General features: G+C 35.1%; 18 protein-coding genes. 10 read left to right on the forward strand and 8 right to left on the reverse strand.

The genetic code is table 11. The annotated features are described in order from the left end of the window. Positions 1 to 37: 37 nt before the first annotated feature. From ABZP37_RS11200 to ABZP37_RS11215, 4 genes are all read right to left on the reverse strand, one after another. On the reverse strand, positions 38 to 1,312 hold the full coding sequence (locus ABZP37_RS11200) for an MFS transporter (protein ID WP_366183033.1): 1,275 nt from the start codon (positions 1,310 to 1,312) through the stop codon (positions 38 to 40). Then, positions 1,302 to 2,882 carry a family 10 glycosylhydrolase gene (locus tag ABZP37_RS11205; protein ID WP_366183035.1) on the reverse strand — a complete coding sequence of 527 codons (1,581 nt, stop codon included), beginning with the start codon at positions 2,880 to 2,882 and terminating at the stop codon, positions 1,302 to 1,304. Before ABZP37_RS11205 ends, ABZP37_RS11200 begins: the two co-directional genes overlap by 11 nt. Before the next feature lie 297 nt (positions 2,883 to 3,179). Then, positions 3,180 to 3,314 (reverse strand): hypothetical protein, encoded by a 135-nt coding sequence (locus tag ABZP37_RS11210; RefSeq protein WP_366183037.1) that lies wholly within the window; start codon positions 3,312 to 3,314, stop codon positions 3,180 to 3,182. A gap of 414 nt (positions 3,315 to 3,728) precedes the next feature. Continuing rightward, positions 3,729 to 4,496 (reverse strand): DUF4382 domain-containing protein, encoded by a 768-nt coding sequence (locus tag ABZP37_RS11215; RefSeq protein ID WP_366183039.1) that lies wholly within the window; start codon positions 4,494 to 4,496, stop codon positions 3,729 to 3,731. Positions 4,497 to 5,090: 594 nt separating this feature from the next. Here ABZP37_RS11215 and ABZP37_RS11220 point away from each other — a divergent pair. Both ABZP37_RS11220 and ABZP37_RS11225 read left to right on the forward strand, forming a co-directional pair. Further along, positions 5,091 to 6,413: an IS4 family transposase gene (locus ABZP37_RS11220; RefSeq protein WP_366183041.1), complete on the forward strand. Its 1,323-nt coding sequence runs from the start codon at positions 5,091 to 5,093 to the stop codon at positions 6,411 to 6,413. Positions 6,414 to 6,685: 272 nt separating this feature from the next. Next, on the forward strand, positions 6,686 to 8,302 hold the full coding sequence (locus ABZP37_RS11225; RefSeq protein WP_366183042.1) for an ATP-binding cassette domain-containing protein: 1,617 nt from the start codon (positions 6,686 to 6,688) through the stop codon (positions 8,300 to 8,302). A gap of 68 nt (positions 8,303 to 8,370) precedes the next feature. On the opposite strand, the gene ABZP37_RS11230 is transcribed toward ABZP37_RS11225, so the two are convergent. Further along, entirely contained in the window at positions 8,371 to 8,544 is a 174-nt protein-coding gene (locus ABZP37_RS11230; protein WP_366183044.1) for a hypothetical protein, read from the reverse strand. Between the two features lie 211 nt (positions 8,545 to 8,755). On the opposite strand from ABZP37_RS11230, the gene pyrR reads away from it, so the two are divergent. The 8 genes from pyrR to ABZP37_RS11270 all read left to right on the forward strand — a co-directional run bounded on the left by pyrR (position 8,756) and on the right by ABZP37_RS11270 (position 14,981). Further along, complete coding sequence (pyrR, locus tag ABZP37_RS11235) at positions 8,756 to 9,295, forward strand: bifunctional pyr operon transcriptional regulator/uracil phosphoribosyltransferase PyrR (protein WP_366183046.1); 540 nt, start codon at positions 8,756 to 8,758, stop codon at positions 9,293 to 9,295. Positions 9,296 to 9,336: 41 nt separating this feature from the next. Next, positions 9,337 to 10,263 carry an aspartate carbamoyltransferase catalytic subunit gene (locus ABZP37_RS11240; protein WP_366183047.1) on the forward strand — a complete coding sequence of 309 codons (927 nt, stop codon included), beginning with the start codon at positions 9,337 to 9,339 and terminating at the stop codon, positions 10,261 to 10,263. A 42-nt stretch (positions 10,264 to 10,305) separates the two neighbouring features. Beyond that, entirely contained in the window at positions 10,306 to 10,638 is a 333-nt protein-coding gene (locus ABZP37_RS11245) for a ribonuclease Z (RefSeq protein ID WP_366183049.1), read from the forward strand. Between the two features lie 80 nt (positions 10,639 to 10,718). Next, positions 10,719 to 11,624, forward strand: a complete 906-nt coding sequence (locus tag ABZP37_RS11250) for a ribonuclease Z (protein ID WP_366183051.1) — start codon at positions 10,719 to 10,721, stop codon at positions 11,622 to 11,624. A gap of 31 nt (positions 11,625 to 11,655) precedes the next feature. Next, positions 11,656 to 12,312, forward strand: coding sequence for a pyridoxamine 5'-phosphate oxidase (gene pdxH, locus ABZP37_RS11255; RefSeq protein WP_366183052.1), 657 nt, complete (start codon positions 11,656 to 11,658; stop codon positions 12,310 to 12,312). Between the two features lie 309 nt (positions 12,313 to 12,621). Continuing rightward, complete coding sequence (locus tag ABZP37_RS11260) at positions 12,622 to 13,128, forward strand: CAP domain-containing protein (protein ID WP_366183054.1); 507 nt, start codon at positions 12,622 to 12,624, stop codon at positions 13,126 to 13,128. A 509-nt stretch (positions 13,129 to 13,637) separates the two neighbouring features. Beyond that, positions 13,638 to 14,147, forward strand: coding sequence for a CAP domain-containing protein (locus tag ABZP37_RS11265; RefSeq protein ID WP_366183056.1), 510 nt, complete (start codon positions 13,638 to 13,640; stop codon positions 14,145 to 14,147). 318 nt (positions 14,148 to 14,465) lie between these two features. Continuing rightward, positions 14,466 to 14,981, forward strand: coding sequence for a CAP domain-containing protein (locus ABZP37_RS11270; RefSeq protein ID WP_366183058.1), 516 nt, complete (start codon positions 14,466 to 14,468; stop codon positions 14,979 to 14,981). A gap of 123 nt (positions 14,982 to 15,104) precedes the next feature. Here ABZP37_RS11270 and ABZP37_RS11275 read toward each other — a convergent pair whose 3' ends face one another. Genes ABZP37_RS11275 through ABZP37_RS11285 form a run of 3 tightly spaced genes read right to left on the reverse strand, consistent with a single transcriptional unit; the run spans position 15,105 to position 25,729 of the window. After that, entirely contained in the window at positions 15,105 to 17,042 is a 1,938-nt protein-coding gene (locus ABZP37_RS11275) for an OmpA family protein (protein WP_366183060.1), read from the reverse strand. An 11-nt stretch (positions 17,043 to 17,053) separates the two neighbouring features. Further along, the gene (locus ABZP37_RS11280; protein ID WP_366183062.1) at positions 17,054 to 17,962 is read right to left on the reverse strand and encodes a type IX secretion system membrane protein PorP/SprF; all 909 of its coding nucleotides are present in this window, start codon (positions 17,960 to 17,962) and stop codon (positions 17,054 to 17,056) included. Between the two features lie 57 nt (positions 17,963 to 18,019). After that, positions 18,020 to 25,729, reverse strand: a complete 7,710-nt coding sequence (locus tag ABZP37_RS11285) for a gliding motility-associated C-terminal domain-containing protein (RefSeq protein WP_366183063.1) — start codon at positions 25,727 to 25,729, stop codon at positions 18,020 to 18,022. Positions 25,730 to 25,859: the final 130 nt, after the last annotated feature.

Here is a 25,859-nt window from a genome sequence, read left to right on the forward strand (position 1 = left end):
TATTTTTTACTTTCTTAATTTCACTATCAACCAACAACTATTTGCTCTCCTTAGTCTTCTTCCCGAAATCTTTCGGGTAAATCAAGAATCTCGATAAAATTAACCCTGGAATCGTAGCTAGAAATACCCAGATAAAGAAGTTTCCGTACCCAAGGTATTCTTGGATAAATCCGCTTAACATTCCCGGAAGCATCATTCCTAATGCCATAAAACCTGTTGCAATAGAGTAGTGGGAGGTTTTTGATTCACCATCAGCCACGTAAATCAAATACATCATAAAAGCGGCAAAACCAAAGCCGTAACCAAATTGCTCAGCAATCACCGTTGCATAAATATAATAGACAGAGGCAGGGTGGAAGTGTGCTAATAAAACAAACCCAATAATAGGTAAGTGCATTGCTAAAATCATTGGCAACATCCATTTTCCAAGACCGTCTTTAGAAATAGCAATCCCGCCTAAAATCCCGCCGACAGTTAAAGCTAGTACTCCAAAAGTCCCGTATATAATCCCCACATCCTGAGTTGTTAATCCTAGCCCACCTACAGTAATATCATCAATCAAAAAAGGCGTTAGCATTTTCAATAATTGTGATTCTCCCAAGCGGAAAAGCAAGATAAAGGCAAGGATAATTCCAATTTGTTTCTTTTGAAAAAAACTAGCGAAAACGACAAAGAAATTCTTTTTAGAATCCGAATAGGAAGCTTCAGAAGTATTAGCTACTTCCGTTTTTGGGGTTGAAAAGTAGTTGTAAATCGTCAAAATTGCCATTAGCAATCCTACGATGATCATCGTGTAAGACCATGCTTTTTGTTTATCACCATATTCTTGTTCGAGATAACCACCAATGATGACAATTAATCCATTTCCTGTAAGCATAGAAAGCCTGTAGAAAGTGCTTCTAATTCCAAGAAAAAAAGATTGTTCGTCTTTCTCCAAAGCAATCATATAAAAACCGTCACTGGCTACGTCATTCGAAGCAGAAGCAAAAGCCGCCATCCAAAAGAAAGCCAAGCTAATCATAAAGAAATTGTTCATCGGAATCGTAAATCCAACAATCAAAAAAGCAATAGAAATTAACAATTGCATAGCAATAAACCATTTTCTTTTGGTCGAATACAAGTCAATAAACGGACTCCACAAAGGTTTTATTACCCAAGGTAAGTATAATAAACTGGTGTAAATACCAATATCTTCATTGCTGATTCCGAGGTTCTTATACATGATTACCGAAACTGAAATAATAATAGCATAAGGAAGTCCCGAAGCAAAGTTTAGGACAGGTATCCAATACCAAGGTTTGTTATTCTTCATCTGGTGTAATTTGGTTTAGAATTATTTTAGAATTTTTTGATATAGAAACTAAAGTAGCTTCACTTTCGTTGCCATAGTAATCTATGTAGGATATAGCACAACTGTTGTGTCTTTCTAAATACGTTTTTGGTAAACTAATACCTATAGAGCCTTTTTTTTCTGTTATCGCAATTTTGTCAATGATATTTGCAGGATTAGAAACGTCAATTTTGGTAAAGTTTTTCGTTCCATAAACCACCACATATCTTATTTTATCTACTTCTGGGAATTTTAAAATAACATCTGCAATTTCGTTATCTGTAGTAATATCCCAAACTACAGGACAGTCTTCGACTTTATATCTAAATCCAGGAACAACATTGGGTAAAGCAGGGTATTTGTACTGATTTTGGGCTAAAATATCCGTAACCGCTTTATTAGTATTGTTCAAAAACCATTTGGCACTAAAAAAACCGTTTCCTTGAATGTTTTTGTAGGTTCTGTTTAAGTCAATTTGATTTGGAATTTCAAACGGATTAGTCCATTTTTTATCAGAATCGGTATTGATTTTATACGAGCTATTTCCTATATAGACTGCAGCGTTTCCGTTGGAGTTTTCAGACCACCATTTTAGTAATTTAGAATATGAAGCTGTTTTATGCTCAATGCTCCAATATAATTGGGGTAAAATATAATCTACCCATTTGTACTCCATCCAAGCTAATGGATCTGCAAATAAGTCATCGTAATTGGTTTGTCCTGATTGTGTATCGGAACCTTTTGGATCTACCGATTTATTGCGCCAAACTCCAAAAGGACTGATTCCAAATTGCACCCAAGGTTTGATTTTCTTAATGGCATAGTTGGTGCATTTTACGAAATTGTTGGTATTCATACGTCTCCAGTCTGAAAGAGATAAACCATTTCCGTATTTTTTATAGGAAGCGGTGTCGTTAAAATCTTGTCCAGATATTTTGTAAGGGTAAAAATAATCATCAAAATGCACCGCATCAATATCGTAGTTTTTTACCACTTCTTCCACCACAGCCACAAGGTGACTTTGAACTTCAGGCAAGCCAGGGTTATAGTAGTATTTTTCGCCGTACTTAATCATCCATTCAGGATGTTTAATCATGTCGTGAGTGGGGCTTAATGTCTCTTTTCTTAAGTCAAATGTCGCTCTAAAAGGATTGAACCAAGCATGAAATTCAAAGCCTCTTTGGTGAGCTTGCTGAATCATCCATTCTAACGGATCGTAGTAAGGATCTGGTGCTTTGCCTTCTTTCCCCGTTAAATAACGAGACCATGGCGCTAATTTTGAAGCATAAAAAGCATCGCCCACACTCCTAATCTGAACAATAACCACATTGTAATTTAGCTTTTTATAAGTATTTAAAATCTCAATATAGTCAGTTTTTTGTTTTTCAACCGCATCAGTACTGGTTTTGGGCCAGTCAATATTAACAACGGTAGCAATCCATACGGCTCTAAATTCGTTTTTGGGATGCGTAGGATTCGCTTGTGCTTGAGTCACTGAAAAAAGAGCTGTAAAAAAGAAAAAAAGTAAAGCTATTGAAAAGTTATGCGTCATTTTTGGGTTGTTTTTTATCAAAATCAAAAATAGTTTTTTTAGTGTAGTTTATGAGGCAAAAAAGAAATATTATTCTCGAAATAAATACACGCAATATCTTTGCCAAAAATGGGAATCCGAAATTGATTTTTAAAGAATTATTTTCTGCTCCCAAAACTTCCTGTCGTCGGGACACATTTTTACAAATAGCCCTTCCTTAGTATTGCTGTTTTGAAATATTTTAACCCAATCTATAGTGTTGTAGTACGGTATTTCTTTTACTTTTAGAGTCTATCCATGCTCCAAGTCTAACAAAGCTTAAAAGGTACCGTTTTTGTTTTTTTTTTGATGTATTGGTTTTTGTTTCATTATTTTGTCTTCCAAACGTTCTATTTGATATTTTAAAAATGCTTCTTCTTCTTTTGTAATCCAACTGCCAGAAATTGTTTCCAACTCTTGGTGCTTTATTTAGTTTATAGCTCATTATTGTTTGTGCAGCTCGAGACTTAGGAAGTAAATCATGTTTTCGGAGCTTCAAGTAATTCAGCCATAGCTAAATAAATTGCGCTTGACATACAAATAACACGAAGTTTACCTGTAATAACTCCAGAGGAATCGCTACTTCTCGCTTTCGAAAGCAGTAATACGGCATGTGTTTTTTTTTTAAGTGATGTTCGGAAGGAAGGACAGTTTTTAAAACGTATAAGAAATATAAGTGGATATAAGTTTTGGTTCCGCAGAGATTCACAAAATTTAAAGAATAAATTCAGCCAACCCAAGGTATTGTATTGAAAATCTTATTTAAAAAAAAGCACCTCACTTTTTAAAAAAATGAGGTGCTTTTGATAACCTTACTGTATTGTCTTTCTATAAAGCGATTGTCCCAATTGTTTTTGTCGCACCAACTTCGACAGAAATATTATTTATTGTCACGGGAATCAATGGAAGTACTGGAGTAACAGTCACACTATAGTTCCCGGCAGGAAGTCCCATCAAAAGGAAATTTCCTTCCGCATTTACATTTGTTGAATACGTTAATGTTACACCCGATTCAACTTTAGTGGCTGTAACAACGGCTAATGCTCCTACAGGCGTTATACTACCTTTGATAGAACCACTTACTGCAGTTTCAATAGTTCTAATAACGGGTTTCAATTTATAAGCACCATTGCCTGTACTAACAATTGATTTATTGGCATCAAAATCAAGAAGTACATGATACATTATACCTTCTTGCAATGTTTGGTGTACTTGGAGTTTCAACCCTGACTGATCTGCACTTGGAGTACTTAACGGATAGATTGTACCATCCACCACCACAGTGTTTCTTGTTCCCAGTATAAGTCTTATTTGCTCAACCTTAGAAATCCCTAATTCGTCAGTGGCAATAAGTTTTTCCACTCCGTTTGATAATTTAAGGAGATCGTAAATTCCAGGAATCACATTTAAGGATACTGCTTGTCCTGCTTCACCAGTTACTTCAATACCTACAATATCAACATTTACTTCTGTATAAGGTCCTGGCGCATCAGTAATACTTACTGAGTAGGGATAAGATTTTGCATTATCATTGTTACAAGAATTCAATAGAAATCCAAACAAGATAAAGGATAGAATTACATTTAATTTTTTCATTTTTCAATTCTTTAAAGATTAATTATTAGCATTAATAGTTCTGTAAAGATGCCGCTATATTAATGATGAACTGTTACACGATTTTAGTAAAATGTTATACTATTTAAGGATTCAATATATTGATAATCAAGTGTATTGTGATATATGGTGCTTTGTAATATTGTCTAGTAGTATTTTCTATTTTACAGAGGTACGCTAAAGAAACACAGTTATTAGTTAAGTACCTCTACAAGGTTTGTGATTTTGTAGAAACATCAGATTACGTTAATCAACCATTTACAAAGAATTTCCACAAAGAGCAGACTAAAAAGGAATGAAGCAATTACAGTAACTACATTATTTATTAAGTGCCAATAATTTGATTTTATCTTTTGAGAGGGATTACTTAACCTTTATACCAATAATGTTTGTAAAATAGTTCAATTGTCAGTTCTAGCACAGTCGATAGCCGTTATTACATCTCGACTGCACTCGATGTCAATGTCATTAAGTTAAGGTTTTATCTAGTTGATTAACAGTTATTTAATTGATTTTAAATTGGTAATATCGTATTATTTTTCTTGTATTTATACTGTAAAATATATAGTTTTGAATATGCCAAAGAACTCAATCGCGATAGTTGAAATATTAAAAGAAGTGATATTTAGTGATAAAATAAGAATTGAATTTAAAATGAATGATAAAGATTTTAGTCGAAAACGTAAACAGCCTTTTGGAGAAGTTTTACTTTTCATGTTCAATTTATTGAGAAAAAGTTTGGCAATAGAAATTGATAGTTTTATAAATCATCTTAATTCAAAACTCGAATCCGAGCCTATTAAAAATTTCACTAAAAGTGCTTTTGTTCAGAAAAGACAAAAGATAAATCCAGAGGTTTTTAAATATTTATCGAGAGTAATTATGGAAAACACTTACATTGAAAGAAATAAAAATGTCCAACTATTTTATGGTTATAGACTCCTTGCAGTTGATGGTTCTACGGTTACTCTACCATATACAGAGAATTTAAAGAATGTATTTGGAGTATCAAAAAACAACACTAAAACAGTTCTAGTGCAAGGAAGGGCTTCTGTTTTGTATGACGTACTGAATCGTCTCGCATTGGATTCGTCGTTGAATAATTCAGCATTGGGAGAAAGACAATTGGCATTGAAACATTCTGATTATTGGGCCAAGAACGATTTGATTATATATGATAGAGGCTACGTGGGTTATGATTTTCAGTATGAACATTTTAAAAAGAATATAGATTATTTAATCAGAACAAGTGTTTCCCATAGTGACCTAATAAAAGATTTTGTAAAAAGCAAGAAACAATCAGCCATAGTTGATTTATTTCCAAATCAAAAACACGCTATAGTTGATAAGCAATACACAAAAGAGACATCGCTAAAAGTTCGATTAATTAGAATCGTTTTGTCTAATGGAGAAATTGAAGTTTTGATAACATCTTTATTGGATAGTCAAACTTTTCCAGCCAGTATATTTAAAGAATTATACTTTTTGAGATGGGGCATTGAGACATTTTACGACGAATTGAAAAACAAACTGAAATTGGAATACTTCACGGGTTATTCCAAAGCAAGTTTAGAACAGGACTTTTTCTGCACGATATTCATAAGTAATTTGCAATCGACCATTGTAAATGACTTACAAGATGACTTAAAATTAAAGAACAAAACCACAAAACTGGATTACAAGATAAACACAAACTTGTCTTACGGTTTTTTAAAAAATAGAATACTAGAGTTGCTTTTTAAAGAAGCTCCTTTGGATGAAGTATTCGAAGAATTAGAAAATCTATTTCTTAAAAATACAATTCCAATTAGATTAAATCGGAATAATAAACGAGAAGCAGGTAAATATCTCAATCGAAAAAGACCTTTAGTACTTAAAAATCAGAAAGATGCAATATGAAAATTGCTTAACTTAATGACATTGTAGTCGAGTCCGCGTGAGGGATTGCAGCAGTCCGCCGCGGCGGACGCGTAAAGATATGAGCCGGACAACTATAAGGAAAGGGGCTTTGTCAATACAAAGTGAAATAAGCCCCTTTTTTTATTGATGGCACGCCCAAATTATCAATCTAATAATGGGTAAAAAGTTGTTTTGAAATCCTTTGGCAGGGCATTCTTGGAACTGAGTAATTTTTTGTACTTTTGCCGAAATTTTATAAATAAAGAACATACATGTTAACAGTTAATAATTTATCGGTTCAGTTTGGAAAACGTATTTTGTTTGATGAAGTGAACACCACTTTTACGCACGGTAATATTTATGGGGTTATTGGTGCCAATGGTGCTGGGAAATCTACTTTTTTGAAAATTATTGCAGGAGAAATAGACCCTACTGCTGGCCATGTACATTTGGAACCAGGGAAAAGGATGTCGGTTTTGAATCAAAATCACAATAAATTTGATGAACATACGGTGCTGGAAACGGTATTGATGGGAAACAAGGTTTTGTATGCTGTTAAGAAAGAAATGGATGAGTTGTACTTGGATTACAACGATAAGAACGCCGATAGAATAGGGGAGCTTCAGGTACAGTTTGAGGAGATGAACGGTTGGAATGCCGACTCGGATGCTGCTGCGATGTTGTCTAACCTTGGAATTACAGAGGATCATCACTATACATTGATGGGAGACTTGGAAGGAAAAATTAAAGTACGTGTGCTTTTGGCGCAGGCTTTGTTTGGAAATCCTGATTTGCTAATTATGGATGAGCCTACAAATGACCTGGATTTTGAAACCATTGCTTGGTTGGAGAATTTCTTGGCTAATTATGAGAACACCGTAATTGTTGTGTCGCATGACCGTCACTTTTTGGACTCGGTTTGTACACATATATCTGATATTGATTTTAGTAAAATTAACCATTATTCTGGAAACTATACGTTTTGGTATGAGTCTAGCCAACTAGCGGCAAAACAACGTGCACAACAAAACAAAAAAGCAGAGGAGAAGAAACAAGAATTGGAAGAGTTTATTCGTCGTTTTAGTGCGAATGTGGCGAAGTCTAAACAAGCGACTTCACGTAAAAAAATGATTTCGAAGTTGAATATTTCTGAAATCAAACCTTCTAGCCGTCGTTATCCTGCGATTATTTTTGACCAAGACCGTGAAGCGGGGGATCAGATTTTGAACGTGCAAGGATTGAAGGCTACTGTAGAAGGGGACTTGCTTTTTGAAGGCGTTGATTTGAATATGAATAAAGGGGATAAAATTGTTTTGTTCTCGAAAGATTCGAGAGCGACGACTGCTTTTTACCAAATTTTGAACAACAATCTCAAAGCAGATGCTGGAACTTATGACTGGGGAGTGACTACAAACCAAGCGTATTTGCCAGGTGAAAACCACAGTTTCTTTGAGAACGATTTGACTTTGGTAGATTGGTTGCGTCAGTGGGCAAAAACGGAGGAAGAGCGTGACGAAGTTTTTATTAGAGGTTTCTTGGGGAAAATGATTTTCTCTGGAGAGGAAGCTTTGAAAACGAGTCGTGTATTATCAGGAGGAGAAAAAGTACGTTGTATGCTATCGCGTATGATGATGGAGCGTGCGAATGTATTGATGCTGGACGAACCTACAAATCACTTGGATTTGGAATCGATTACAGCTTTCAACAACTCGTTGAAGAACTACAAAGGATCGATACTTTTTACAACGCATGACCACGAGTTTGCACAAACGGTTGGTAATAGAATTGTAGAATTGACTCCAAAAGGGGTAATTGATCGTTACATGACGTTTGATGAATACCTTGATGATGAAAAAGTACAAGAATTAAGAGTGAAGATGTATTCTTAAATTTGTTGTTTTAAAATAAATAAAGACTCCTGGGATTTTCTCAGGAGTCTTTTCATTTATGACTGTTTTTATTTTTTCCCGAATAGTTTACTTATTAAGAAGGCGCCTACAGCAATAATTGCAACGACAATGAAAATTCCGAAACCCATTCCGGCTTTAAAAATTCCACCAATTAGTTCGCAACTGGTAAAAACAGATAAGATTATAAAAAGCATAGCTATTTTGACGGTTAAATTTTTCATGGTCTATATTTTTTAGGTTTTAAATTTTTAATAAAATTAGTCAATGTGTAAGGCTGTTTAGTTATAGAATTTAAAACAAAAGTTATGACATTAACGGTTTGTATTGTGTGACGTATGAACTGCAGTAAAGAATTAAGGTTCTATTGCAACGTTTATTATTTAATTCATAAATCATATTTTGTATATTTGCTACACAAACACTACAATTACTATGACTCAAAAAGTATTGCTCACTTCTAAGGAAGTCAATATCATTCTGCATCGTTTGGCTTGTCAACTCATTGAGAATCATTTAGATTTTTCGGATACGATATTAGTAGGGATTCAGCCTAGAGGAACGTATCTGGCAGAACGTCTTAAAACGTTACTAGAAACGGAATACCATACCCCGGAGATTCAGTTGGGTTATTTGGATATTACCTTCTTTAGAGACGATTTCCGAAGAACGGATAAACCATTGGAAGCCAATAAAACCAAAATTAATTTTATTGTCGAAAATAAAAAAGTCATTTTTATTGATGATGTGCTGTTTACGGGTAGAAGCATTCGTGCGGCTTTGACTGCGATTCAGTCTTTTGGTCGTCCGTCCGAAATTGAATTGTTGGTGTTAATTGACAGACGTTTTAGCCGTAATTTACCGATTCAACCCGATTATAGAGGACGTCAAGTCGATGCGATTAACGATGAAAAAGTAAAAGTGAACTGGGAAGAGAATGACGGAGAAGATTCTGTTTGTTTAATCACAAACTAAATTTAAACCTTCATAAAACTCATAATTTAAGGAAATAGAAAATGAAAGAATTAAGCGTAAATCATTTATTAGGAATCAAATACATTAATAAGAATGATATTGATCTAATTTTTGAAACAGCGGATCATTTTAAAGAAGTTATCAATCGTCCGATCAAGAAGGTACCTTCTTTGCGTGATATTACGATTGCCAATATATTTTTTGAAAACAGCACCAGAACTAAACTTTCGTTTGAACTGGCACAAAAACGTTTGTCTGCAGATGTAATAAGTTTTTCTGCAGCGCAATCCTCGGTAAAAAAAGGAGAGACGCTTATTGATACCGTCAATAATATTCTTTCGATGAAAGTTGACATGGTGGTGATGCGTCATGCAACTCCTGGAGCAGCTTACTTTTTGTCGAAAAATGTAAAAGCTAGTATTATTAATGCTGGTGACGGAGCTCACGAACATCCTACGCAAGCTTTATTAGACAGTTATTCGATAAGAGAAAAACTAGGTGATGTAGCGGGTAAAAAAGTGGTAATTGTGGGCGATATTCTGCATTCAAGAGTGGCTTTATCAAATATTTACGCATTGCAAATGCAAGGTGCAGAGGTGAAAGTTTGTGGACCCAAAACACTTATCCCAAAACATATAGAATCTCTAGGGGTAAAAGTAGAACCTAACTTACGAAAAGCATTAGTATGGTGTGATGTAGCTAATATGTTGCGGGTTCAAAACGAAAGAATGGATGTAAATTTCTTTCCATCTACACGGGAATATGCCCAACAATATGGAGTAGATAAAGCGTTACTTGATTCCTTGAACAAAGAGATTGTCATCATGCACCCAGGACCAATTAATAGAGGAGTAGAGATAACCTCAGATGTAGCAGATTCGCAACAATCAGTTATCTTGAATCAGGTCGAAAATGGCGTAGCGATCAGAATGGCAGTTATTTACCTTTTAGCTTCAAAAATTCAATAATCCTTAGTAAATTAGCAAATCATTAATTTTAAAAGATAAAATATGAAAGTAGATGAAAAAGGAAATACAATGACCTTAAAAGATACTCAAGGTGATTTTACTTCATTTTTAATGAAAGTGACACATCAATATAAGACCTACGAAAATCATAATATCATAATTGATCTTTTAGCTCACAAGGATATTACAACTGAAGATGTAATAGCACTTTTACCATTATCCAAACAACATAAAAAAGCAAAAAAATCTTTTATCGTTGTGGTTGGTGATTTTGATTACAATGCCATACCAACAAAATTGACTGTTGTTCCTACTTTACTTGAAGCGAATGACATTATAGATATGGAAGAAATTGAAAGAGATTTAGGATTCTAAAAAGTTTAATTGTTTAAAAGATTAATCGCTTGATTTTCTTTAAAATGTTTTAAACAAATAACCAGTTAATCGAATACAGTTTGAAACTAACCATATTAGGTTGTTACGCAGCCACACCTCGTACTTTTACCAATCCTACAGCACAGGTATTAGAAATAAAAAACCGATTGTTCTTGATTGATTGTGGAGAAGGTACTCAGGTGCAATTACGTAAAAATAAAATAAAATTTTCAAAAATTAATCACGTCTTCATTTCTCATTTACATGGTGATCATTTTTTTGGGCTAATAGGTTTAATTTCTACTTTTAGTTTATTAGGTAGAACTACTGATTTACATATTTATGGTCCCAAGGGTATTAAGGAAATTTCACTTTTGCAATTAAAATTATCTAACTCTTGGACGAATTATAAATTGTTTTTCCATGAAATAGTGTCGGAGGAAAGTAAAGTGATTTTTGAAGATGATAAAGTGATAGTCAAAACCATTCCTCTTAAACATCGTGTTTATACCAATGGTTTTTTGTTCCAAGAAAAATTAGACAAACGAAAACTGAATGTTGAAGCTGTTGAAAGGTATAAAATTGATACTTGTTTTTATCAAAATATAAAAAACGGAAAAGACATCACATTGGATAATGGTGATGTTATCGAAAATGGAGAATTGACTTTTGATCCAATAGCTCCTAAAAGTTATGCCTTTTGTTCGGATACTGTCTATAATGAAGCTATTTTACCGGTGATTGAAGGTGTCGATGTTCTGTACCATGAATCGACTTTTTTGGACTCGGAAAAAGTACTAGCGAATAAAACCATGCACTCCACAGCCATAGAAGCAGCAACGATAGCAATGAAGTCGAATGCGAAGCAATTAATTTTAGGACATTATTCTACTAGATATGAGTCTATTGAATTGTTTCAAAAAGAAGCGAAAACTGTTTTTTCAGAAGTGTGGCTAGCAGATGACGGTAAAAGTTTTGATTTATAGTAATTAAAGTAGGATAGAAAAAAAATAAACAATGAATGATTTAAGTAACTACAGAAAGTCTTATGAGAAAAGCGAATTATTAGAATCATCTATTCCGGAAGATCCTATTAATCTTTTTAACAGATGGTTTCATGAAGTAGAAGACTTTGGCGGTCCCGAAGGTTCGGGAGAAGAAGTGAATGCCATGACTGTTTCTACTTTTGGTTTAGATGGGTTTCCAAAAGCCAGAGTGGTTTTACTCAAGAAATTTTCAGAAGAAGGTTTTGTTTTTTATACCAATTACAATTCAGAAAAAGGAAAAGCAATTCTTAAAAATCCAAATGTGTGCTTGTCTTTCTTTTGGCATTCTATGGAGCGTCAAGTCATCATAAAAGGAATCGCAAGCAAAGTACCCGAAAATATTTCCGATAATTATTTTGACTCCAGACCAGACGGAAGTAAGTTAGGCGCAGTTGTTTCTAACCAAAGTGAAGTGATTCCCTCTCGTGATTATTTAGAAACGGAACTAAAAAAATTAGAAACTCAATTTGAAAATAAGTCTATTCCGCGTCCTAATCATTGGGGAGGTTTTGTTGTAAATCCCATTGAAGTTGAATTTTGGCAAGGAAGGGCCAATCGTTTACACGATAGGATACGATACACAATACAAGAAGATTATGGATGGAAAATGGAACGCATGGCTCCATAGTTATATAAAGTACATTAGTATAAATAGGCTATTTCACATTATGTGAGATAGCCTATTTTCTTTGGTAGCAATTTTCTAGTTATTGATGGTTTACATTTATAGTTGTTTTGTTTTTAATAAATTAAAAATAATTAAAAACACACTTAATTGTAAGGTATAACACATTATTAGTGTTTGTTTTATGTAGTTCGTCGGGTTTATTGTGTTTTTAATCGATGTTTTATGTAGGTTTGAATAATAAAATAAAACAATAACAATCATTTTAAAGTGTTTGCCCCACATCTACTTTAAACTTTAACTACTAAAATTATGAAAACAAATATACTTCGTATCGCATTACTTGCAGTAGTAATCTTCACAATGAATTCTTGTTCTTCAGACTCATCTGAGGTAGCAGATACCAATACCAATTTGACTAGTAAAGTGGTTGATTATGATTATAATGAGATGGAAGTAACAACAATGGATTTGATTAATAAATATAGAGTTAGTGTTGGCTTGAATCCTTTAGAAAGAATTAATCATATATCGTTTAAATCCGAAGAGCACGATGAATATATGATAAGTAATAAAGTTGTTAATCATAATGATTTTGTGGCACGTTCAGAAAACATAATCAAAGTTTTAGGAGCTAAAAAAGTAGGAGAGAATGTTGCTTATAATTTCAATACAGCTGAATCAGTGGTAGCTGCATGGCTAAACAGTCCAGCTCATAAAGAAAATATTGTTGGTAATTATACTCACTTTGGAATTGCTATAAAAATGGATCCGGATACGGGGAAAAAATATTATACTAATATTTTTGCAAAAATATAATTTCATCAAAAAGTAAAGAAAGCTTTTTGGAAATTATTCACGAGAGATCTAGTCCTAAATAAACAATATCAGTTTTTAGACAAAATATTTAATTAAACACTTGTAAAACGTTTTTACAAGTGTTTTTTGTTTTATTATATTCTCATTTGGAGTTAGTGTATAAAATAGAATAATAAGGTCGTAATTCATTGTATTTATTGTTTGATCAGTAATATCACTTGAACTATGTGATTTTAAAAAAGGATGTAAGATACTCCTCTTGTTTTTAGTTTATAATAGGTTTTAAATTTTTTTATTTTTTGGTCTTTGATATTGTTCCTTAATCTTGTTATAATAATTTAGATAGGTTAAATCTTATAATAAAAACAAATAAACGCACTTAGTCGATTATTTAGTGTGTTTTATCGGTAAAGTGTGTACATTTGAATAAGAAAATGAAATAATAGAATTCAATAATAATATTAAAGTGTTTGCCCCACATCTACTTTAAATTTAATCTACTAAAATTTATGAAAGCAAATTTACTCCGTCTAGTATTACTTACAACAGTTATATTTACTATTAATTCTTGCTCATCTGATTCATCTGAAGTAGTAACAGATAATTCAACTAACCTTACAGCTAAAGTTGTTGATTATGATTATAATGAGATGGAAATCGCAACAATGGATTTGATAAATGAATACAGAGTTAGTGTTGGTTTGAATTCTTTAGAAAGAATAAATCATATTTCATATAAATCAGAAGAACATGACGATTATATGATTACTAATAAAGTAGTGAATCACAATGATTTTGTGGCACGTTCAGAAAATATCATCAAGGTTTTAGGAGCACAAAGAGTAGGAGAGAATGTTGCTTATAATTTTAAAACAGCGGAGTCTGTGGTGGCAGCATGGTTAAATAGTCCAGCACACAAAGAAAATATAGTTGGAAATTATACTCATTTTGGAATTGCTATTAAAACAGATACAGAGACAGGAAAAAAATATTATACTAATATTTTTGCAAAAATATAATTTTTGGTTTTAGTTTAAAAAAGGTACCTCTAATAGGTACCTTTTTTGTTTTCTAATGTAAGTTTTTTTATTTATTTACCAACATTTTAATCACTTGTTTAGCAGGTAGTTGCGGTTTTGTTTTTGTACGAATTAGAATATTGTTTTTGTAAATATAAAAAAAGATTATAAGAAAAATTAGAATTTACTGTTGAAATAATGTATTTCGTCGACGTTTATATACATTGTGACCAAAACAAATGTATGTTTGAAATCTAATAAATCCAAAACTGTAGAAATTTATGAGTTAAGATTACGTTACTTAATTTTATTAATTTGATGATTAAAATTTTCTCACGTGTACTTATTTTAAGTTCACTTTTTTTTGGAATGAACTCTTGTTCTTCTGAGGTATTAAATGAATCTAATTTATCTGTAAATGATACTAATTTTCAAAAGAACGTAATCTATAATTATTCTTCAATTGAATTAGAGACTTTGAATCTAATTAATGACTATCGGAATAGCATGGGTCTGAAGGCCTTAGAAAAGATAAATTATATTTCTATTAAATCTGAAGAACATGATGAGTATATGATTTCGAACAATGTTATAAGTCATGATAATTTCTCAATTCGTTCAGAGCATATAAAAATGACACTTGGAGCTGAGTCTGTCAGTGAAAACATTGCTTTTAATTTTAATACAGCAGAAACTGTTGTTTCTGCATGGTTAAAAAGTGACCTGCATAAAAAAAATATTGTTAGTAATTGTACTCATTTTGGAATAGCTGTCAAAGTCGACCCTGTTACAGGGAAAAAATATTTCACAAATATTTTTATTAGAATTCGATGAAATTAATCAAAATAGAAGATATTTTTAGTTTCCTCGAAAAAAATCATTCTCAACTCCTTTTTGGTTCGACTTATTTGTAAAAAGACTCTTTAAGTGTCCTCGTTTTTAGCATCCCTTTTTAGGTTACAAATCAGTAATAATAAATTCACTTCTTCTATTTAGTTGGTGTTCTTCTTCAGTACAATTAACACCGTCTGAACATTTATTTACTAACTCATATTCCCCATATCCTCTACCGATAAACCTGTTTGAGTTTATACCATTTTTAATCAACCAAGCAATGGTTGATTTAACTCTTCGATCAGATAAGGCTTCGTTGTATTTAAAGCTTCCTCTACTATCGGTATGAGAACGAATATCTAGTTTCATATTTGGATATTGTTTTAGTACATCTAATATTTTTTCTAGGTCTAAAGCAGCTTCAGGTCTAATATCTGATTTGTCAAAGTCAAAGTAGATCATTTTGATACCAAAACATTTACCCAAATCATCTCCAATGGCAACTTTACAAGTAATTTTTTCTAAAGCAATATCGAGTTTTGTTTTACCTTGATCCTTATCGACTGTTATTTTTTCTTCCTTTGTTGTGTATTCTGGTTTTTCAGCTCTTACATAATACGTTTTATCACATTCGACCATAAAAGAATAATTTCCTTTTTGATCAGACATCATAGAGGAGATGTCTTTGAATCTTTTGTCAAAAAGACTCACTTTAGAATTAGGAAGAACTTCTTTAGAATCGATATCTGTAATTTGTCCATACAATTCTTGTTCGCAAGTCAACCTTTTGTTTTCTAAAAATTTATAAATATCGTCATATCCCTGTCCTCCGTCTCTATTAGAGGTAAAGAAACCTCTACGAGATTTAGTATCTATTAAATAGGCAAAATCATCTTTAGGGGAATTAATATCAGCACCCACATTTTGAACCTCACTAAAAGTTCCATCTTGACTTATTTTAGAAACAAATACATCTAGACCTCCCAAACCAGGATGCCCGTCAGAGGCAAAGTAGATTTCATTTTCGTCACTCATGAAAGGAAAAGTTTCTCTACCAGGAGTGTTAATGGTATTGCCTAAATTTTCAGGAGTACCAAAGCTACCATCGTCATTTATTTTTACTTTAAACAAATCAGAAAGACCTAAAGTCCCTGGCATATCTGAAGCAAAATATAATGTTTTTTCATCTTGACTAAGGGTAGGGTGTGCTGTAGAATAATTGTTACTATTAAAAGGCAATTCAATAATATTAGCCCACTTTTCTTTTTCGATTGTTGCTTTGTAAATTTTGATTAAAGTGACATCGTTTCCATTTTTACCTTTCTTACCATCAATAAAGTTGTTTCTAGTGAAATACATAGTGTTTCCATCTTTGGTAAATACCGGAGTAGATTCATGAAATTTAGAGTTTATGTTTTTATCAAATTTACTAGGAGCTCCAGGGGTCATTTGATCACCCAAATCAGCCATATATAAATTGGTAAAATATTGATTGGTCCAAGTGTGTTTTCTTTGTCCTATACTACCGGTATCCCGAGCGGAAGTAAAAACTATTTTGTTGTTATAAATAGCGGTCCCATAATCAGAATATTTAGAGTTTATACCTGCATCCTCAATATCGTATCTTCCAGAATTGGCTTTAATTTCTGCTAGGTAGTTTCTATTTTTTTTAAAGAGTTTTGCTCTATTGTCATTTCCAGAAAGCTCTACAAATTTAACCATCATAGCATCGGCTTGTTTATTCTCACCAATGGCTCTTAGAGACTGTGAATATCTGTAATAGTATTCGGGTTCAACAGAGGTATTCATAGCAAATAATTCCCCATACCATTTGGCTGCATTTTCAAGTTGTGCGTTAAAATAATAAGCATTACCTAACTTTTGAAACATATCGGCAGACTTGTAGCCTTTCTCTGCTACTCTTTCATAAGTTTTTATGGCATCTATATAGGCATAGTTGTCATATTTTTGATCGGCTGCAGCTAATCTAGCTTTTTGAGAGTAAATGTTTAAGGAAAAAACACTTACTATTGTTATGTAAAGGAGTATCTTATTTTTCATAATAATTGCTTTTAGAAGAATCTTGGAGTAGTGATTTTATCGTTATTTTTGAAAATCTCGTAGCGCAAGAAAATTTCATGAGAACCAGAACTGTAATTGTTTAAGTTAGTAGTCTCTCTGTCATAACCATATCCAATATACATAGCATCCGAAATTTGAAAACCTACCATTGCACTAACAGCAGCGCTCCATCTGTAAGAAGCACCAAGCATAAATTTATCAAAGAATAAAAAGTTAGCAGAAATATCAGCCTGTAAAGGAGATCCTTTAACCATTTTAGAGAGCATAGCAGGTTTGAATTTAATGTTGTTGTTTAAATCAAAAACATAACCAGCAATCAAATAATAGTTTACTTTTTCTTTAAAAAGAGCGACTTCATTATCATCATATCGATTAGATTCAATAAAGTTAGGAATAGAAAAGCCTACATATGCTTTATCAGAATGTAAATATAAACCAGCACCTAAGTTAGGATTGAATTTAGTAAAACTTTGTAAGGTTGGGTCCCCCTGTTCTTTAGAAACAAGTTTACTATTGTTTAGGTCAAACAAATTGGCGGTAGCTTTAATACCAAAGGAAAGCTTGAAAGTCTCCGAAGTAGGTATTGTGTATGATAAATCAGCAGAGATCGTATTCTCAGTAGTAGGTCCAATCCTATCATTGATTAGCGATACTCCAAGTCCAAGTCTACTACTATTCAAAGGAGTGTTTATTGAAACAGCATTAGTTACAGGTGCTCCATCGAGTCCTACCCATTGGGTACGATGCAAAGCAAATATACTCAAGGCTCCTCTAGATCCTGCGTAGGCCGGATTGACATTGATTGTGTTGTACATGTACTGAGTAAATTGCGAATCTTGTTGTGCAAAACTTACCGTTGCAGTAAACATCAAAACGAAAGAAAGTATTTTTGTTTTCATGTGGTTCTAGTTTTAACCTGAGGATTTTCATCCTCAGGAGTTAGAGTTGAGTTGTAATTATCGAGTAAGGTATAAATACCCTTCTTTTCTATAAGTTTGAATATCACCAATTCCATCAATGGAACTATAACTTATGATGTAAAAATAGGTTCCTGTAGGTAATCCAGATGATTCGCTGACAGTTGTTCTACCTCTTGAATACCCTTCAAAAAAGTTGGTTTCATTGTCATAGTTTTTGGTTTCAAAAACCAATACTCCCCATCGGTTATAAATCTCAACAGTATTCTCAGGGTAGCAGATTTTAAATTCAGATCTAAAGCCATCAACTATAAACTTTTCATTAATTCCATCACCATTTGGTGAGAAAGCGTTGTAAATATATATTGATTCACAAGGCAGTACTGTTGCTTTTTCAGCTGTTTTAGAATCAGGTAGGGCAGGTACCTCATTATTCGTAATTGTTAAACCAACCGCATTAGCTGTATTGGTTACAAATTCACGCACTAAGTCATCTTTAACTATAGTATGACTTCGAATAATCGGTTGAATACTTTCTCCAGGTGCTAATGAGCCTTGAATGGTAATATCTAAACCTGTAACACTATCAGTCACTCGGATGTCATGGAGAGTCACATTACCTGTATTGGTTACTGTAATGGTATAATTGATAATATCACCAATAAAACTATATCTATCATTATCTTGAGCTATTTTAACTTCTAATTTAGGACTTTGATTTAAAGGAGTTATAGTGCTAGTGCAGTCATTACAAGTAGGATCTTTTGGACATGAATCACATGGTGTAGGGTCTGTAGAAGTCACTTCAGGTACAGGAATATCATTAGGGTCCTTAGCATTTGCAAAAGCCAAATTATAAACAAAACCTTTGTTAATATCAGCTTGAGTTATTGTATAGAAAGCCTCATATTCCCATTTTTCACCAACTTCCAATATACCGATAGTATTTATATCTCCTTTTATAAATTCAATATTCTCTACACGATCATCTTTAATCACCACATTATGTACGTTTACATTACCAGAATTAGTTACGTAAAAGGTGTATTTAATTTTATCACCTTCCTTAGGGATGTTAATGTGATTGGGAGTAGGATCTACATAAATACCGTCTTTTTCTATTGCAATTGAACATGTATTTATTGCTACTGTTTTTTGTATTGCAACAGTAGAACAAGTTGTAGTCGTTATTACTTCTGTTAGGTCGACCGTTCCTATGCCTGCTGATCCCCAAGTTACTGTTATAGAATTGGTTCCTATACCAGCTGTTATAGAACCTCCAGCGACAGTCCAAGAATAAGCATGACCTTCTACATTTGTAGCACTATAGACATAATCTTTATCACCTGAACATACAGAAGACAAACCAATTATAATTGGTGTTGGTTTTGGGTTTACGGTCACTTTAACCTCTTTAGCCGAGTTTGGTGCATTCTCACAAACAGCAGTTCCCTGTACGCTTACGTAATAAGTTGTAGTTGCTGTTAAAGTTGGAGTAGTATAAGAAGGACCAGTATGTAATAAAGTGGTCAAGTCAACATCGCTATACCAATTAAAAGATGGTTCCGAAACCGTATTGCTCGAAGCGTTTAAAATCGCAGTCGATCCAGTACATATTTCTTTTCCTTGTGCGTTGATATCCGAAGCTGAAGCTTTTGGGTTTACAGTTACTTTAACCTCTTTAGCCGAGTTTGGTGCATTCTCACAAACAGCCGTTCCCTGTACACTTACGTAATAAGTTGTAGTTGCTGTTAAAGTTGGAGTTGTATAAGAAGGACCAGTATGTAATAAAGTGGTCAAGTCAACATCGCTATACCAATTAAAAAATGGTTCCACAACCGTGTTGCTCGAAGCGTTTAAAATCGCAGTTGATCCAGTACATATTTCTTTTCCTTGTGCGTTGATATCCGAAGCTGAAGCTTTTGGGTTTACGGTTACTTTAACCTCTTTAGCCGAGTTTGGTGCATTCTCACAAACAGCCGTTCCCTGTACGCTTACGTAATAAGTTGAAGTTGCTGTTAAAGTTGGAGTTGTATAAGAAGGACCAGTATGTAATAAAGTGGTCAAGTCAACATCGCTATACCAATTAAAAGATGGTTCCGCAACCGTGTTGCTCGAAGCGTTTAAAATTGCAGTTGATCCAGTACATATTTCTTTTCCTTGTGCGTTAATATCCGAAGCTGAAGCTTTTGGGTTTACAGTTACTTTAACCTCTTTAGCCGAGTTTGGTGCATTCTCACAAACAGCCGTTCCCTGTACACTTACGTAATAAGTTGTAGTTGCTGTTAAAGTTGGAGTTGTATAAGAAGGACCAGTATGTAATAAAGTGGTCAAGTCAACATCGCTATACCAATTAAAATATGGTTCCACAACCGTGTTGCTCGAAGCGTTTAAAATCGCAGTTGATCCAGTACATATTTCTTTTCCTTGTGCGTTGATATCCGAAGCTGAAGCTTTTGGGTTTACGGTTACTTTAACCTCTTTAGCCGAGTTTGGTGCATTCTCACAAACAGCCGTTCCCTGTACGCTTACGTAATAAGTTGTAGTTGCTGTTAAAGTTATAGTTGTATAAGAAGGACCAGTATGTAATAAAGTGGTCAAGTCAACATCGCTATACCAATTAAAAGATGGTTCCGCAACCGTGTTGCTCGAAGCGTTTAAAATTGCAGTTGATCCAGTACATATTTCTTTTCCTTGTGCGTTGATATCCGAAGCTGAAGCTTTTGGGTTTACAGTTACTTTAACCTCTTTAGCCGAGTTTGGTGCATTCTCACAAACAGCCGTTCCCTGTACACTTACGTAATAAGTTGTAGTTGCTGTTAAAGTTGGAGTTGTATAAGAAGGACCAGTATGTAATAAAGTGGTCAAGTCAACATCGCTATACCAATTAAAATATGGTTCCGCAACCGTGTTGCTTGAAGTGTTTAAAATAGCAGTTGATCCAGTACATATTTCTTTTCCTTCTGCGTTGATATCCGAAGCTGAAGCTTTTGGGTTTACAGTTACTTTAACCTCTTTAGCCGAGTTTGGTGCATTCTCACAAACAGCCGTTCCCTGTACACTTACGTAATAAGTTGTAGTTGCTGTTAAAGTTGGAGTAGTATAAGAAGGACCAGTATGTAATAAAGTGGTCAAGTTAACATCGCTATACCAATTAAAAGATGGTTCCGCAACCGTGTTGCTCGAAGCGTTTAAAATCGCAGTTGATCCAGTACATATTTCTTTTCCTTGTGCATCGATATCCGAAGCTGAAGCTTTTGGATTTACGGTAATCAATACCGCTGGTAAATCAGCCTCTGGACAAGTCCCGCTTTTTACAACCGCTCTAAAATAGGTGTTTACGATAAGGTTGCCTATAGTTGTTCCCAACAAAATAGTTGAAGTTTCAGTAATATCTGTATAATTTGTAAAGCCGACATCACTAGATTTTTGCCATTTCACTACAGTTCCTGTATTTCCACTTAGGGTTAAATTTGCCGGAGCTGTCCCGTAGCAGATTGTTTGTGCTGAAGTAACGGTACCTCCAACTGTCTCTGGATTAACACTCAAAGCAACATTTTGCGTAAATGATTTGCTACAGTTAGGGGTAGCACTAGTAATTGTAATTCCAGTAATTTGTAAAATTTGTCCATTATTAGCAGCAGTCAAAGCAGCAGATGTAAAGCTCGCCGCTCCAGAAGCAGACGACACAACTGATGTAACAGAAGTTTGTGCAACTCCATTAATAGTATAAGCTATCGTAGAAGTGCTATTAGGCAATAATCCTGTTAAGTTTAAAGTAGCTGTAGATCCAGCACATACAGTCGAAGCTTGTGCCGCACCTGAAAGTGTTGGTAAAGCATTTACTGCAACTGTTACCGCTGTTGAAGTTACCGCTGGAGTACAAGTTCCGCTAACGACTACATCGTAGCTACCAGCATCACTAGCTGTAGGATTGGTTAAAGTTAAACTAGCAGTTGTTGCACCACTAATAACCCCACCGTTGGATAAGGCAATCCCGCCTTTTCTCCATTGGTATGATAATCCTGTTCCTGTTGCAGTTACGGTCATGGTTTGAGAACCCGAACCCGAACAAGTTGCTGTAGGTGCTGTAGGTTGTGCAGTTATTGCAGGTAAAGCATTTACTGCAACTGTTACCGCTGTTGAAGTTACCGCTGGAGTACAAGTTCCGCTAACGACTACATCGTAGCTACCAGCATCACTAGCTGTAGGATTGGTTAAAGTTAAACTAGCAGTTGTTGCACCACTAATAACCCCACCGTTGGACAAGGCCATCCCGCCTTTTCTCCATTGGTATGATAATCCTGTTCCTGTTGCAGTTACGGTCATGGTTTGAGAACTCGAACCCGAACAAGTTGCTGTAGGTGCTGTAGGTTGTGCTGTTATTGCAGGTAAAGCATTTACTGTAACCGTTACCGCTGTTGAAGTTACCGCTGGAGTACAAGTTCCGCTAACGATTACATCGTAGCTACCAGCATCACTAGCTGTAGGATTGGTTAAAGTTAAACTAGCAGTTGTTGCACCACTAATAACCCCACCGTTGGATAAGGCCATCCCGCCTTTTCTCCATTGGTATGATAATCCTGTTCCTGTTGCAGTTACGGTCATGGTTTGAGAACCCGAACCCGAACAAGTTGCTGTAGGTGCTGTAGGTTGTGCTGTTATTGCAGGTAAAGCATTTACTGTAACCGTTACCGCTGTTGAAGTTACCGCTGGAGTACAAGTTCCGCTAACGACTACATCGTAGCTACCAGCATCACTAGCTGTAGGATTGGTTAAAGTTAAACTAGCAGTTGTTGCACCACTAATAACCCCACCGTTGGATAAGGCCATCCCGCCTTTTCTCCATTGGTATGATAATCCTGTTCCTGTTGCAATTACGGTCATGGTTTGAGAACCCGAACCCGAACAAGTTGCTGTAGGTGCTGTAGGTTGTGCAGTTATTGCAGGTAAAGCATTTACTGCAACTGTTACCGCTGTTGAAGTTACCGCTGGAGTACAAGTTCCGCTAACGACTACATCGTAGCTACCAGCATCACTAGCTGTAGGATTGGTTAAAGTTAAACTAGCAGTTGTTGCACCACTAATAACCCCACCGTTGGACAAGGCAATCCCGCCTTTTCTCCATTGGTATGATAATCCTGTTCCTGTTGCAATTACGGTCATGGTTTGAGAACCCGAACCCGAACAAGTTGCTGTAGGTGCTGTAGGTTGTGCAGTTATTGCAGGTAAAGCATTTACTGCAACTGTTACCGCTGTTGAAGTTACCGCTGGAGTACAAGTTCCGCTAACGACTACATCGTAGCTACCAGCATCACTAGCTGTAGGATTGGTTAAAGTTAAACTAGCAGTTGTTGCACCACTAATAACCCCACCGTTGGACAAGGCCATCCCGCCTTTTCTCCATTGGTATGATAATCCTGTTCCTGTTGCAGTTACGGTCATGGTTTGAGAACTCGAACCCGAACAAGTTGCTGTAGGTGCTGTAGGTTGTGCTGTTATTGCAGGTAAAGCATTTACTGTAACCGTTACCGCTGTTGAAGTTACCGCTGGAGTACAAGTTCCGCTAACGACTACATCGTAGCTACCAGCATCACTAGCTGTAGGATTGGTTAAAGTTAAACTAGCAGTTGTTGCACCACTAATAACCCCACCGTTGGACAAGGCAATCCCGCCTTTTCTCCATTGGTATGATAATCCTGTTCCTGTTGCAGTTACGGTCATGGTTTGAGAACTCGAACCCGAACAAGTTGCTGTAGGTGCTGTAGGTTGTGCTGTTATTGCAGGTAAAGCATTTACTGCAACTGTTACCGCTGTTGAAGTTACCGCTGGAGTACAAGTTCCGCTAACGATTACATCGTAGCTACCAGCATCACTAGCTGTAGGATTCGTTAAAGTTAAACTAGCAGTTGTTGCACCACTAATAACCCCACCGTTGGACAAGGCAATCCCGCCTTTTCTCCATTGGTATGATAATCCTGTTCCTGTTGCAGTTACGGTCATGGTTTGAGAACCCGAACCCGAACAAGTTGCTGTAGGTGCGGTAGGTTGTGCAGTTATTGCAGGTAAAGCATTTACTGCAACTGTTACCGCTGTTGAAGTTACCGCTGGAGTACAAGTTCCGCTAACGATTACATCGTAGCTACCAGCATCACTAGCTGTAGGATCCGTTAAAGTTAAACTAGCAGTTGTTGCACCACTAATAACCCCACCGTTGGATAAGGCCATCCCGCCTTTTCTCCATTGGTATGATAATCCTGTTCCTGTTGCAGTTACGGTCATGGTTTGAGAACCCGAACCCGAACAAGTTGCTGTAGGTGCTGTAGGTTGTGCAGTTATTGCAGGTAAAGCATTTACTGCAACTGTTACCGCTGTTGAAGTTACCGCTGGAGTACAAGTTCCGCTAACGACTACATCGTAGCTACCAGCATCACTAGCTGTAGGATTGGTTAAAGTTAAACTAGCAGTTGTTGCACCACTAATAACCCCACCGTTGGATAAGGCCATCCCGCCTTTTCTCCATTGGTATGATAATCCTGTTCCTGTTGCAGTTACGGTCATGGTTTGAGAACCCGAACCCGAACAAGTTGCTGTAGGTGCGGTAGGTTGTGCAATTATTGCAGGTAAAGCATTTACTGTAACCGTTACCGTAAAGACTGAACCAATACAACTGCCAGATTTTGGAGTAACGGTATAGGTTAATGTTGCAGCACTATTTGTTGCATTTCCTAAAGTTTGGCTTATAGGTCCTACAGCTCCAGTACTTTGAAAAGTACCTCCAGTTATTGCTCCAACGGGACTACTTACAGGAGTTGACCATGTATAAGTTGTTCCAGTTGGAACAATATCATTACCTGCTGTTGTTGGATTGACACTAAATGAAGTTCCAGAACAAATTGTTGCTGTTTTATTTGCGATTACGGGTGTTGTACAACAAGACTCTACTGATATTGTTTTTGTTTTTGTGTCAGAATCACCATCAATATCTGTAACTTTTAAACTAATGTTTTTTGTCCCCGCTGAGGAATATGTTACAGTAATAGGGCTTGGTGATTTTCCACTTGCAGTTGAAGTTGCAGGGGTTGCTCCTGCACCAAAATCCCAAAGGTAAGTTAATGTTCCATCGCCGCCAGAAGAAGTATTAGTAAATTCAATTTGCTGAAAAACTCCATTTGTGCAACTTGTACTATATGAATAATCAACAGCCAAAGGAGTGTTAACAACTATATTAGGTATAAAACCTGATTCAGTACATTTTGAACCAACAGATGAGCTTGCGCAACCAGCGGCATCATTTGAAGAACCACCTGTTTTCCATGAAACATAAATATTTTTCAATTCCAATTTACCACCACAAGTAAAATTAATTTGGGCTATATTTATTGGAATGCTTGGAATTTCGGTTCCAGTTACTGGTTCTCCATAAGAGTATTTACCAGTTGTATTCACTTTAACATCATTCCAATAAAGATCAAATTGGACATAAATATTATATTTTGGCCCCGTATCAACCGTTATAAATAGATACGCAGTAGTTGCATCGCCAACATTGCAGACATTCAAAGCTGTCCCGTCGGAGTTCCCAATGAAGGATTTCGTGATTGTTAAGTCTTTTGCATTACAACCTGAATATGTACATGCAGCTGATTGACTTAAGTTAATCGTAGGACTTGATTGCGAATAACTATTTGCTGTCAAAAACAACAGAACTATAATAGTCTGTAATAGGAGAGTAATTTTTGTTTTCATAATTTACATATTTTAGAAACGTTATGAAATTTTAATGAAATATTGATTTAATTTTTATTAGGCAATCAATACGAATACAAACTTTTTTTTAACCAGTTTAATACTAGATTCAAAAAAATCAGTGTTTTAT

The sequence above is a fragment of the Flavobacterium ovatum genome, from assembly GCF_040703125.1.
GTDB classification, from domain to species: domain Bacteria; phylum Bacteroidota; class Bacteroidia; order Flavobacteriales; family Flavobacteriaceae; genus Flavobacterium; species Flavobacterium ovatum.